We start from the raw sequence: 12,583 nt of genomic DNA on the forward strand, positions 1-12,583 counted from the left end.
CCATCCGCGCTTCACGGAGATTTGCCATGGTGTTTCGTTGGTTCGTGGCCGCACTGGCGGCCGTGGGGTTGTGTGGCGCGGCAAGTGCCCAGCCTGAAGCTGCGCCGATCCGGCTGGCGTTGATCGAAGGTCTTTCGGGGCCGTTCGCCAATGCGGGGGAAGCGGTGGACCGCAATCTGCGCATCGCCATCGAAGGTGTGAACGCGCGCGGAGGCGTGAAACTGCCTGATGGCCGCCATCCCCTCGCGCTCGTGCGCTTGGATAGTAAGAACACCGTCGATGAATCATTGTTGCAACTGCAGGCCGCCACCGATGCCGGTATGCGCTTCGTCCTGCAGGGCAACAGTTCGGCGGCTGCCGCGGCATTGTCAACGTCGATTTCACGCTACAACGAGCGTCATCCGGACGCGCGCGTACTGTTCCTCAATTACGCCGCCGTTGACCCGGCGTTGACCAACGAGGCGTGCAGCTTCTGGCATTTCCGCTTCGACGCGTCGGCGGACATGCGCATGCATGCGCTCACCGAAGTCATCCGTGCGGACAAGGCCGTCAAGAAGGTTTATTTGATCGGCCAGGACTACACCTTCGGCCGCCAGGTGGCGCAACTCGCACACCAGCAATTGGGCGAGAAGCGCCCGGACGTGGCCATCGTCGGCGAGGTGCTGCACCCCATCGGCAAAGTGAAGGACTTCGCGCCGTACGTGGCGCGCATTGCCGCATCGGGCGCGGACACGGTTATCACCGGAAACTGGGGGAATGACCTGACGCTGTTGGTCAAGGCGGCGCGCGATGTGGGGCTCAAGGCGCGTTTCTTCACGTTCTACGGCAACTCGCTGGGTGCACCGGGCGCGATGGGTGAGGCGGGCGTCGGCCGCGTGGTCGCAGTGGCAGAGTGGCATCCAAATCTGGGCGGCGCCAAGTCCGACGCGTTCTACAAGGCTTTCCGCGCGCGCTATCCGTTGCCGGCCGACGACTACCCGCTGCTGCGTGACCAGATGATGATCGACATGCTGGCCGCCGCCATCGAGCGTGCCGGCACCACAGAGGCAGGTGCCGTGGCGCGTGCGCTGCAAGGCGCTTCGCTCGATAACGGATTCCACCGCATCACACTGCGCGCGGAGGACCATCAAGCCATTCAACCGCTGATCGTCACGCAGATGGAGCGCGCCGGTACGCCCGGCGTGCCGTTCGACATCGAGGGTTCCGGCTATGGTTTTCGCACGCTGAAAGTGATTCCTGCAGCGCAAACAGCGCTGCCGACGACATGCAAGATGGTGCGCTATTGAGCGCGCGTGACACAGAACTGTCGTCAGGGCGGGGTTCTCGGCTATAATCGCGGTCTTGCTGCCCAAACCGGGTTCGGAATGGCTGGCAAGATTATTGTTCAACACGGCACCCGCGGCGGCCTTCGCTGCAGTGTCCGCAAGTCAAAGGAATCAAAATGTCCGTCGCTGACATCAAGAAGCAAGACATCGTCAAGGATAACGGCCGCAGCGCCAACGACACGGGTAGCCCGGAAGTGCAAGTTGCACTGCTGACCGCCCGCATCAACGAACTGCAGCCGCACTTCAAGGCGCACATGAAGGATCACCACAGCCGTCGTGGCCTGCTCAAGATGGTGAGCCGCCGCCGCCGTCTGCTGGACTACCTCAAGAGCAAGGATGCTGACCGTTACACCGCGCTGGTTGCCAAGCTGGGTCTGCGTAAGTAATGGTGGGTCTCACGCACTGCGCGTGATGAACAAGTGCCTGCGTCAGCATGCTGATGCAGGCATTTTGTTTTTGGCGGCCGCATTTGCGGCTGCGCCGGGCAACCGGCAATGATGGCAGTCGGTGATATCGCTGATTGTTAGGACCGGGGGCGGCAGGAAGCAGAATCTTGTGTCATTCCAACGCGGCGTTGCCTGCAAGCGTTGCGCTGGAATGGCATAAACACACCTCTGCAACCGCACCGTCTTCCGGAACGTGTTTGTCGCGGCGAAGCGTAATGAAGCGCGCCGCGAATACCGAACAGGAGATGCTATGACCATGTTCAATAAGGTCGTCAAAGAATTCCAATGGGGCGGCCACAAGGTCCGCATGGAAACGGGTGAGATCGCCCGTCAAGCGAGCGGCGCCGTGCTGCTCGACATGGAAGACACCGTTGTGCTCGCCACCGTGGTGGGCGCCAAGAACCCGAAGCCGGGTCAAGACTTCTTCCCGCTGACGGTCGATTACCTCGAGAAGACCTACGCCGCCGGCAAGATCCCGGGTGGCTTCTTCAAGCGTGAGGGTCGTCCGTCGGAAAACGAAACGCTGACGTCGCGCCTGATCGATCGTCCGCTGCGCCCGCTGTTCCCGGAAGGCTTCTACAACGAAGTCCAGGTCGTCATCCACGTGCTGTCGATCAACCCGGAAGTGCCGGCTGATATCCCGGCGCTGGTGGCCGCTTCGGCTGCACTGGCCGTGTCGGGCCTGCCGTTCAACGGCCCGGTGGGCGCAGCCCGCGTGGGTTACAAGGATGGCCAGTACCTGCTGAACCCGAATCGCGCACAACTGGCGCATTCGGAGCTGGACCTGGTCATGGCCGGTACCGAGCGTGCCGTGCTGATGGTCGAGTCCGAAGCCAACCAGCTGTCGGAAGAGATCATGCTGGGTGCTGTGGTTTACGGCCATGAGCAGTCGCAGATCGCCATTAACGCGATCCACGATCTGGTGCGCGAAGGTGGCAAGCCGGAGTGGGACTGGCAAGCAGCTCCGAAGAACGAAGTGCTGACCGCCAAGGTGTCCGAGCTGGGCCTGGCCGATCTGCAAGCCGCTTACCAGCTGCGCCAGAAGTCGGCGCGCAGCCAGAAGCTGAAGGAAGTCTACAAGTCGGTCGCCGAGAAGCTGGCTGCAGCCGGCGTGGAAGCCGACGGCGTGGAAGTCGACAACATTCTGTTCGAGCTCGAATCGAAGATCGTGCGCGGCCAGATCTTGAATGGCGAACCGCGTATCGACGGCCGCGACACCCGCACGGTGCGCCCGATCGAGATCCGCTCGTCGGTGCTGCCGCGTGCGCACGGGTCGGCACTGTTCACGCGTGGTGAAACGCAAGCGCTGGTGGTGGCCGCCCTGGGCACCAAGAGCGACGAGCAGATCATCGACGCGCTGCAAGGCGAGTACCGTGATCGCTTCATGCTCCACTACAACATGCCGCCGTTCGCCACGGGCGAAACCGGCCGTGTGGGCAGCCCGAAGCGTCGCGAAATCGGCCACGGCCGCCTGGCTAAGCGCGCACTGATTCCGGTGCTGCCGGCTGCTGACGAATTCGGTTACACGATCCGCCTGGTGTCGGAAATCACCGAGTCGAACGGTTCGTCGTCGATGGCTTCGGTGTGCGGCGGCTCGTTGGCACTGATGGACGCTGGCGTGCCCCTCAAGGCGCACGTGGCTGGCGTGGCCATGGGTCTGATCCTGGAAGACAACAAGTTCGCCGTGCTGACCGACATTCTGGGTGACGAAGATCACCTGGGTGACATGGACTTCAAGGTGGCGGGTACCGACGCTGGTATCACCGCGCTGCAGATGGACATCAAGGTGCAGGGCATCACCAAGGAAATCATGCAGGTCGCTCTGGCGCAAGCCAAGGAAGGCCGTCTGCACATCCTGGGCAAGATGCAGGCTGCGATGGGCGGCGCCCGCGCCGAACTGTCGGAGCACGCTCCGCGCATGATCACGGTCAAGATCAATCCGGAGAAGATCCGCGACGTGATCGGCAAGGGCGGTTCGACCATCCAGGCACTGACCAAGGAAACCGGCTGCACGATCGATATCGGCGAAGACGGCACGATCACCATCGCGTCGACCTCGTCGGAAGGCATGGCAGAAGCCAAGCGTCGCATCGAAGGCATCACGGCCGAAGCTGAAGTGGGCAAGATCTACAACGGCACCGTGCTCAAGCTGCTGGATTTCGGCGCGATCGTGAACATCCTGCCGGGCAAGGACGGTCTGCTGCACATCTCGGAAATCGCCAACGAGCGCGTGAACCAGGTTTCCGACTACGTGAAGGAAGGCCAGGCTGTGCGCGTGAAGCTGCTGAGCACCGACGAGAAGGGCCGCATGCGTCTGTCGATCAAGGCCGCCAAGGCTGAAGAGGGCGACGTGCCGGCCGCTGCGCCGCAAGCGCCGGGCGCGGGCGAGGCTGTGTCGCAACAGCAGCAGCAACAACAGCAGTAAGCGAGCGGTTTTCGCTAGGAAAAACGGCTGGACAGTGTCCAGCCGTTTTTTTGTTTACACTGCGTCGCGAGTTCTTCTTCCGCGACCCATCATGAGCCGCCTCTTCGAGCAAAACCGCATCGCCGTCGTCTGGGATTTCGACAAGACGCTGATCCCGCGTTACATGCAAGTGCCGCTGTTCGAGCGCTTCAACATCGCCGAACAGGGCTTCTGGGATGAAGTCGAGGCGGGTTCAAAAGAAATCGAATCGCGTGGCCAGAAGGTCAACCGCGAAACGTTCTACTTGAACGTGCTGCTCCGCTACGTGCGCGATGGTCGAATGGCCGGCCTCAACAACGCGGCGTTGCGCGAACTCGGTGCGGAGCTCGAATTCTTCCCCGGTGTGACGGACTTTTTTGAGCGCAGCAAGGCGTGGGTGCGTGACAACGCGGCCTACCAAGCCTTCGACATCAAGCTCGAGCACTACATCGTCAGCACTGGCCTGACGGAGATGATCAAGGGCTCGCCCATTGCCCCGTACATCGACGGCGTGTGGGGCTGTGAATTCCTGGAAGCGCCTGATGCGAATGGCCGCCAGGTCATCTCGGAAGTCATCTACGCCATCGACAACACCACCAAGACGCGTGCGCTGTTCGAGATCAACAAGGGCGTCAACAAGCACCCCGAAGCGGTCAATGTGAACTCGTCGATTGCCGAAGACGAGCGCCGCGTGCCGTTCGCCAACATGATCTACGTGGCCGATGGTCCGAGCGATATTCCCGCGTTTTCGGTGGCGCGCAAGGGCGGTGGGCGCACGTATGCGGTCTACAACCCCGAAAGCCCGCGCTCGTTCGAGCAGGCCGACAATTTGCGTGCAAGTGCCCGTGTCGATAGCTTTGGTCCCGCTGACTATCGTGCTGGTTCGCAGACCGAGATGTGGCTCAAATTGCATATCGGCAAGATCGCCGACGCCATCGTTCACGGCAAGGATGAAATCTTGCGCGAGACATCGCGCGGCATCCCGCAGCATTTTGTCGAACCGAAGCGCGTTGCGTCGTAACCCTCACCCGATCCGATTCCATGAAAGCGATTGAAATTACCGAATACGGTGGCCCCGAAGTGCTGAAGCTCGGCGAGCGGCCGATGCCCGAGCCGAAGGCCGGCGAAGTGTTGATCCGCGTGCGCGCGGCTGGTGTGAATCGGCCGGATGTGTTCCAGCGCACGGGCAACTATCCGGTGCCGCCGGGTGCTTCGGATATTCCAGGGCTGGAGGTGGCGGGGGAAATCGTCAGCGGTGATCTGGCACACGCGGACAATCGCTACGGCTTGAAAATCGGTGATCGCGTTTGCGCGCTGGTGCAGGGTGGCGGCTATGCCGAATTCTGTACGGCGTCGCTGGGGCAGGTGCTGCCGGTGCCGGCCGGTCTGTCAGATGTCGAAGCCGCGGCGCTGCCCGAGAACTACTTCACCGTGTGGTCGAACGTGTTTGACCGCGGCCTGCTCGGGCGTGGCGCGCATGGTGCAGATGAAACGCTGCTCGTGCAGGGTGGCTCCAGCGGCATTGGCACCACGGCGATCCAGATTGCGTCTGCGTTGGGCCATCGCGTGTTCGCCACGGCGGGCAGCGCTGACAAGTGCGACGCCTGCGTCGAGCTGGGCGCCACGCGCGCCATCAACTACAAGACCGAAGACTTCGTCGAGATCGTCAAAGCCGAGACGGGCCGCGGCGCCGACGTGGTACTCGATATGGTCGGCGGCAGCTACGTCGCGCGGGAGATCGCCTGCACGGCTGACGACGGCCGTATCGTGCTGATCGCGCTGCTGGGGGGCGCCAAGGCCGAAGTGCCATTGGGCGACATCCTGCGTCGACGCATCACGCTGACGGGTTCGACGCTGCGTCCGCGTCCGGTTGCGTTCAAGGCCGCCATCGCGGCGAACCTGTATGAAAAGGTCTGGCCGTTGCTGGCATCGGGTCGCATCAAGCCGGTCATCCACGAGGTCATGCCGGCTGCGCGAGCCGCACAGGCACACGCTCTGATGGAATCCAGCGCCCACATCGGCAAGATCATGTTGGTTTGGGATTGATCCCAAGACGCCAAAATTGACCCTGTTTTTGTCGCCACGGTAGAATGCCGGGTTTATTTGACAGTCGACCGGGCAAAAACGTGAACGCAAGACCGAAGCTGGTGGTGGGTAACTGGAAGCTGCATGGCAGTCTGAGTGCCAACGCCGCGCTGCTTGAGCAGATCAAGGCCGCAGGCAAAACCAACGCCACGCTGGCGGTATGTGCGCCGTTTCCATATCTGGCGCAGTGCCAGTCTCTGCTGACAGGTTCGGTAGTGGGCTGGGGCGCACAAGACGTGTCGGCCGAAACGCGCGGAGCCTTCACCGGCGAAGTGGCGGCGTCGATGCTATCGGAGTTCGGTTGCGGCTACGCGATCGTCGGTCATTCCGAGCGCCGCACGTACCACGGCGAAAGTGATGCCCAAGTGGCGACCAAAGCGCTGCGTGCTCTGGAACATGGCATCACCCCGATCGTCTGCGTGGGCGAAACGCTGGCCCAGCGTGAAGCCGGGGAGACGGAGCAGGTGGTCGGTCGTCAGTTGGATGCTGTGCTGGAAGCCCTGTCGGTCGAGCAGCTTGGCCGTATCGTCGTCGCCTACGAGCCGGTCTGGGCGATCGGCACCGGCAAGACAGCGACGAGCGAGCAGGCGCAGGCGGTGCATGCGTTCTTGCGTGCGCGCGTTGCTGGCCGTGATGCTGGTGTGGCGCAGCGTCTGTCGATCCTGTATGGCGGCAGCGTGAAGCCGGACAACGCGGCCGAGTTGTTTGCAATGGCGGACATCGATGGCGGCCTAATCGGCGGCGCATCGCTGAAGGCCGAAGATTTCCTGGCGATCGGTCGCGCTTAAGCGGTCGGTCGACGTTGTGGCATGCCGGGTGTGTGCCGCTGCAACACATTATTGAGAGAAGCGAAATGGCAATTCTGAAGACTCTGCTGCTGGTGGCACAAATTCTGAGCGCGCTTGGCGTGATCGGCCTGGTGCTGTTGCAGCACGGTAAGGGCGCGGATGTGGGTGCGGCATTCGGCTCCGGTGCATCGGGCAGCTTGTTCGGTGCTACGGGCTCGGCTAACTTCCTGTCGCGCACGACGGCCGTGCTGGCCACCGTGTTCTTTGTGGCCACGCTGGCACTTACGCTCATCGGCACTAACAAGGGCAGCGTTTCGGCGGGTGTGATGGGTTCGGTTGCGCCTACGGCCCCCGCGGCTTCGGTGCCTGCTGCATCGGTGCCGGCCGCTCCTGCTGCGGCCTCCGGCCCGGCCGTGCCGAAATAATTGGGTGTAATCATCGTGTGCGCACTGCCGGGATCCTCGGTGCGCCACGAAGCATAAGATTTTTCTTTGTGCATTGAACAAAAGCTTCGCTTTGCGGTAGAATGTGAGGCTTGAAACAATACGGAAAACAGCAAGGGTCCTTGGCCTGATCTGGCTTCCTGATAAAGTTTCTTCCCCCAGCCGACGTGGTGAAATTGGTAGACACGCTATCTTGAGGGGGTAGTGGCGAAAGCTGTGCGAGTTCGAGTCTCGCCGTCGGCACCAATCAAATTTTCGGGGTCTGTTCAACGGGAGTGTTCCGCGCAGGCCCCTCCGCAAGACGACGTGTAGTCGAGACGTCGTAAGGCTGCGGACCCGGCGCCTTCGATGGGGCGACAAGGCGCCGCCTGCGGGCAGTGCTGTTGCAACCATTCAAAAAGGCGGGCGTCCCTTGAACCTCGAAGCCTATTTCCCCGTTCTGCTGTTCATCGTCGTCGGTGTGGGCCTTGGCCTCGTTCTGATGGCTATCGGCCGAGTTCTCGGTCCGAATAATCCCGATCCTGACAAGCTCTCGCCGTACGAGTGCGGCTTCGAAGCCTTCGAAGACGCGCGCATGAAGTTCGACGTGCGCTATTACCTCATCGCCATCCTGTTCATCTTGTTCGATCTGGAGACCGCGTTCCTCTTTCCGTGGGGCGTGGCGTTGCGCGACATTGGCTGGCCGGGGTTCATTGCGATGGGCATCTTTTTGCTCGAGTTTCTCGTGGGCTTCGTCTACATCTGGAAAAAAGGCGCGCTCGATTGGGAGTGATGTGAAATGGCGATCGAAGGCGTACTCAACGAAGGCTTTGTCACGACAACTGCTGACAAGCTGATCAACTGGACCCGTACCGGGTCGCTGTGGCCGATGACGTTCGGCCTGGCCTGCTGTGCCGTGGAAATGATGCACGCTGGCGCGTCGCGTTATGACCTAGACCGCTTTGGCGTGGTGTTCCGTCCGTCGCCGCGTCAGTCCGACGTGATGATCGTGGCCGGCACGCTGTGCAACAAGATGGCACCTGCGCTGCGCAAGGTGTACGACCAGATGGCCGAGCCGCGCTGGGTCATCTCGATGGGCTCGTGCGCCAACGGCGGCGGTTACTACCACTACTCGTATTCTGTCGTGCGCGGCTGCGATCGCATCGTGCCGGTCGACGTGTACGTGCCGGGCTGCCCGCCGACGGCTGAAGCGCTGATCTACGGCATCATCCAGCTGCAGGCCAAGATCCGTCGCACCAACACCATCGCGCGCAAGGCCTGACATGACTGAGAAGCTTGCCACCCTGAAGGCCGCGCTGGAAAAGGCGCTGGGCGATCGCGTTCAAAGCCTGACCGAGTCGGTTGGTGAACTCACCCTCGTGGTGAAGTCTGCCGATTACCTCAACGTCATGCGCACGCTGCGCGATGACGCGTCGCTCAAGTTCGAACAGCTGATGGATCTGTGCGGCGTCGACTACGCCGACTACGGCGACGGCGCCTGGAATGGCCCGCGTTTTGCGGCCGTGTCGCATCTGCTGTCGATCACGAATAACTGGCGTGTGCGTGTGCGTGTGTTCGCACCGGACGACGACCTGCCGGTCGTGTCGTCTGTGACCACGATCTGGAATTCCGCCGACTGGTTCGAGCGCGAAGCGTTCGACCTGTACGGCCTGGTGTTCGAAGGTCACCCGGACCTGCGCCGCATCCTGACCGACTACGGCTTCATCGGCCATCCGTTCCGTAAAGATTTCCCCGTCTCGGGCTACGTTGAAATGCGTTATGACCCGGTGCAGCGTCGCGTGGTCTACCAGCCGGTGACCATCGAGCCGCGCGAGATTACGCCGCGTGTGATCCGCGAGGATCAATACGGTGGTCTGAAGCACTGAAGGGCGCCCGATCATGGCAGATATCAAGAACTACACCCTGAACTTCGGCCCGCAGCACCCGGCCGCACACGGCGTGCTGCGCCTAGTGCTCGAGCTGGACGGCGAAGTCATCCAACGTGCGGATCCGCACATCGGTCTGCTGCACCGCGCGACCGAGAAGCTCGCTGAGCAGAAGACCTGGATTCAGAGCGTGCCGTACATGGACCGTCTCGACTACGTGTCGATGATGGTCAACGAGCATGCCTATGTGATGGCCATCGAGCGCCTGCTGGGCCTCGAAGTGCCGCTGCGCGCCCAGTACATCCGCGTCATGTTTGACGAGATCACGCGGATCATGAACCACCTGATGTGGATCGGTTCGCACGCGCTGGACGTGGGCGCGATGGCGGTGTTCCTGTACGCCTTCCGTGAGCGCGAAGACCTGTTCGACATGTATGAGGCGGTGTCGGGTGCGCGTATGCACGCGGCTTACTACCGTCCGGGTGGCGTCTACCGCGATCTGCCTGACACGATGCCGCAATACAAGGCATCCAAGGTGCGCAACGAGAAGGCCCTGGCCGCCCTGAACGAAACGCGCTCGGGTTCGCTGCTGGACTTCATCGAAGACTTCACCAATCGTTTCCCGAAGTACGTCGACGAATACGAAACGCTGCTGACCGACAACCGGATCTGGAAGCAGCGTCTGGTTGGCATTGGCGTGGTGAGCCCGGAGCGTGCGCTCAACAAGGGCTTCTCCGGCGCGATGCTGCGTGGCTCGGGCATCGCCTGGGACGTACGCAAGAAGCAGCCGTATGAAGTGTACGACCGCATGGATTTCGATATCCCGGTTGGCGTGAACGGCGATTGCTACGACCGTTATCTGGTGCGCGTGGAAGAAATGCGCCAGAGCAATCGCATCATCCGTCAGTGCATTGAGTGGCTGCGCAAGAACCCGGGTCCGGTGATCACCGATAACCACAAGGTGGCGCCGCCGTCGCGGGTGGACATGAAGACCAACATGGAAGAGCTGATTCACCACTTCAAGCTCTTCACGGAAGGGATGCACGTGCCCGAAGGCGAGGCGTACGCCGCTGTCGAGCACCCGAAGGGCGAGTTCGGCATCTACGCGATCTCGGACGGCGCCAACAAGCCGTACCGTCTGAAGATTCGTGCACCGGGCTTCGTCCACTTGGCTGCGCTCGATGAAATGGCCAAGGGCCACATGATCGCCGACGCTGTGACGATCATCGGTACGCAAGACATCGTGTTTGGCGAGATCGATCGCTGAACCGGCAGGAAACAACGGTTTGACGCGCTGGCAAGCGCGGCTGTGAAACGAGGACGCACGCCGGGGTAAGGCAGTCAGGCAATACGCCCCGCGTCCCGCACCAATTGCAACGAACATGCTATCCGCAGAAGCTCTCAAGGAAATCGACCGGGCGGTCGCGAAATATCCCGCCGACCAGAAGCAGTCCGCCGTGATGGCGGCGCTGGCGGTCGCGCAGAGCGAGAAAGGCTGGGTCTCGCCCGAAGTCATGCAGTTTGTGGCCGAGTACCTCGAAATGCCGCCGGTGTGGGTCGAGGAAGTGGCGACGTTCTACAACATGTACGACACCAAGCCGGTGGGCCGCTTCAAGCTGTCGGTGTGCACAAACCTGCCGTGCGCACTGTCGGGCGGTGAGCGCGCTGCCGACTACCTGAAGAAGAAGCTGGGCATCGGTTTCAACGAGACCACCGCCGACGGCAACTTCACGCTGAAGGAAGGCGAGTGCATGGGCGCGTGCGGTGACGCACCGGTCATGATCGTCAACAACACCAATATGTGCAGCTTCATGAGCAACGAGAAGCTCGACGCGCTGATCGCCGATCTCCAGGCGAAGGCGTCCAACGGAGCAGGCAAGTAAATGACCTCCCTGCACGATCGACACATCCAGCCGCTGATTCTCGCTGGCCTGAACGGCGACAACTGGCACCTCGAAGACTACGTCAAGCGCGGCGGCTATCAGCAGCTCAAGCGCATCCTGACGGAAAAGATCACCCCTGAACAAGTCATCGCCGACGTGAAGGCCTCGGGCCTCCGTGGTCGTGGCGGTGCGGGCTTCCCGACCGGCCTGAAGTGGAGCTTCATGCCGCGCCAGTTCCCAGGCCAGAAGTACCTGGTCTGCAATACGGACGAAGGCGAGCCGGGCACATTTAAAGATCGCGACATCATTCGCTACAACCCGCACGCGCTGATCGAAGGCATGGCCATCGGCGGCTACGCGATGGGCATCACCGTGGGCTACAACTACATCCACGGCGAGATCTGGAACGAGTACAAGATTTTTGAGCAGGCGCTTGAAGAAGCGCGTGCTGCCGGCTTCCTGGGTGACAACATCCTAGGCTCCGGCTTCAACTTTCAGCTGCATGCGCACCATGGCTATGGTGCGTATATCTGCGGCGAAGAAACCGCGCTGCTCGAATCGCTGGAAGGCAAGAAGGGCCAGCCGCGCTTCAAGCCGCCGTTCCCGGCCAGCTTCGGCCTGTATGGCAAGCCGACCACGATCAACAACACCGAGACGTTTGCCGCGGTGCCGTTCCTGCTGTCGATCGGTCCGGACAACTACCTGAAGATGGGCAAACCGAACAACGGCGGCTCGAAGATCTTCTCGGTGTCGGGCGACGTGGAGCGTCCGGGCAACTACGAAATTCCGCTGGGCACGCCGTTCTCCAAGCTTCTGGAACTGGCTGGCGGCATGCGCGGTGGTAAGAAGCTCAAGGCGGTCATCCCGGGTGGTTCGTCGGCGCCGGTCGTGCCGGCCGACCTGATGATGGCCTCCGACATGGACTACGACTCGATCGCCAAGGCCGGCTCGATGCTGGGCTCGGGCGCCGTGATCGTGATGGACGAAACGCGCTGCATGGTGAAGTCGCTGCTGCGCCTGTCGTACTTCTATTTCGAAGAGTCGTGCGGCCAGTGCACGCCGTGCCGTGAGGGCACCGGCTGGCTGTACCGCGTGGTTGATCGTATCGAGCACGGCAAGGGCCGCCAGGAAGACCTGGACCTGCTGAACAACGTGGCGGAAAACATCATGGGCCGGACCATCTGCGCGCTCGGCGATGCCGCCGCGATGCCGGTCCGCGGCATGCTCAAGCACTACTGGGATGAGTTCGCGTATCACGTCGAACACAAGCAGTGCATGGTGCCCACCTACATTTAAGCGTGGCAG

At 61.8% G+C, this 12,583-nt stretch carries 13 protein-coding genes and 1 tRNA gene; all 14 read left to right on the forward strand.

Going from position 1 to position 12,583, the window contains the following annotated elements:
- Positions 1-26 precede the first annotated feature (26 nt).
- The 14 genes from ACS7SF_RS15680 (at position 27) to nuoF (ending at position 12,574) form a co-directional block, all read left to right on the forward strand.
- Positions 27-1,286 carry a branched-chain amino acid ABC transporter substrate-binding protein gene (locus ACS7SF_RS15680; protein ID WP_439890623.1) on the forward strand — a complete coding sequence of 420 codons (1,260 nt, stop codon included), beginning with the start codon at positions 27-29 and terminating at the stop codon, positions 1,284-1,286.
- A 155-nt stretch (positions 1,287-1,441) separates the two neighbouring features.
- Positions 1,442-1,711 carry a 30S ribosomal protein S15 gene (gene rpsO / locus ACS7SF_RS15685; protein WP_252683993.1) on the forward strand — a complete coding sequence of 90 codons (270 nt, stop codon included), beginning with the start codon at positions 1,442-1,444 and terminating at the stop codon, positions 1,709-1,711.
- A gap of 310 nt (positions 1,712-2,021) precedes the next feature.
- The gene (gene pnp / locus ACS7SF_RS15690) at positions 2,022-4,196 is read left to right on the forward strand and encodes a polyribonucleotide nucleotidyltransferase (protein ID WP_439890624.1); all 2,175 of its coding nucleotides are present in this window, start codon (positions 2,022-2,024) and stop codon (positions 4,194-4,196) included.
- A 91-nt stretch (positions 4,197-4,287) separates the two neighbouring features.
- A complete protein-coding gene (locus ACS7SF_RS15695) occupies positions 4,288-5,235 on the forward strand; it encodes an HAD family hydrolase (RefSeq protein ID WP_439890625.1) in 948 nt (315 codons plus the stop codon).
- 20 nt (positions 5,236-5,255) lie between these two features.
- Positions 5,256-6,260 (forward strand): NAD(P)H-quinone oxidoreductase, encoded by a 1,005-nt coding sequence (locus ACS7SF_RS15700; protein WP_439890626.1) that lies wholly within the window; start codon positions 5,256-5,258, stop codon positions 6,258-6,260.
- A gap of 80 nt (positions 6,261-6,340) precedes the next feature.
- Positions 6,341-7,087 carry a triose-phosphate isomerase gene (gene tpiA, locus ACS7SF_RS15705; RefSeq protein WP_439890627.1) on the forward strand — a complete coding sequence of 249 codons (747 nt, stop codon included), beginning with the start codon at positions 6,341-6,343 and terminating at the stop codon, positions 7,085-7,087.
- A gap of 65 nt (positions 7,088-7,152) precedes the next feature.
- Positions 7,153-7,512 carry a preprotein translocase subunit SecG gene (gene secG / locus ACS7SF_RS15710; protein ID WP_439890628.1) on the forward strand — a complete coding sequence of 120 codons (360 nt, stop codon included), beginning with the start codon at positions 7,153-7,155 and terminating at the stop codon, positions 7,510-7,512.
- A 179-nt stretch (positions 7,513-7,691) separates the two neighbouring features.
- Positions 7,692-7,776: transfer RNA gene (locus ACS7SF_RS15715), tRNA-Leu, on the forward strand.
- A 166-nt stretch (positions 7,777-7,942) separates the two neighbouring features.
- Positions 7,943-8,302, forward strand: coding sequence for an NADH-quinone oxidoreductase subunit A (locus ACS7SF_RS15720; protein WP_426397919.1), 360 nt, complete (start codon positions 7,943-7,945; stop codon positions 8,300-8,302).
- A 6-nt stretch (positions 8,303-8,308) separates the two neighbouring features.
- A complete protein-coding gene (locus ACS7SF_RS15725; RefSeq protein ID WP_004630808.1) occupies positions 8,309-8,791 on the forward strand; it encodes a NuoB/complex I 20 kDa subunit family protein in 483 nt (160 codons plus the stop codon).
- 1 nt (position 8,792) lies between these two features.
- On the forward strand, positions 8,793-9,395 hold the full coding sequence (locus ACS7SF_RS15730) for an NADH-quinone oxidoreductase subunit C (protein WP_439890629.1): 603 nt from the start codon (positions 8,793-8,795) through the stop codon (positions 9,393-9,395).
- Positions 9,396-9,408: 13 nt separating this feature from the next.
- Positions 9,409-10,662: an NADH-quinone oxidoreductase subunit D gene (locus tag ACS7SF_RS15735; RefSeq protein WP_426397923.1), complete on the forward strand. Its 1,254-nt coding sequence runs from the start codon at positions 9,409-9,411 to the stop codon at positions 10,660-10,662.
- 115 nt (positions 10,663-10,777) lie between these two features.
- A complete protein-coding gene (gene nuoE, locus ACS7SF_RS15740) occupies positions 10,778-11,278 on the forward strand; it encodes an NADH-quinone oxidoreductase subunit NuoE (RefSeq protein WP_426397925.1) in 501 nt (166 codons plus the stop codon).
- On the forward strand, positions 11,279-12,574 hold the full coding sequence (gene nuoF, locus ACS7SF_RS15745) for an NADH-quinone oxidoreductase subunit NuoF (protein ID WP_021194986.1): 1,296 nt from the start codon (positions 11,279-11,281) through the stop codon (positions 12,572-12,574).
- Positions 12,575-12,583: the final 9 nt, after the last annotated feature.

The sequence above is a fragment of the Ralstonia sp. 25C genome, assembly GCF_051904805.1.
Classification (GTDB): domain Bacteria; phylum Pseudomonadota; class Gammaproteobacteria; order Burkholderiales; family Burkholderiaceae; genus Ralstonia.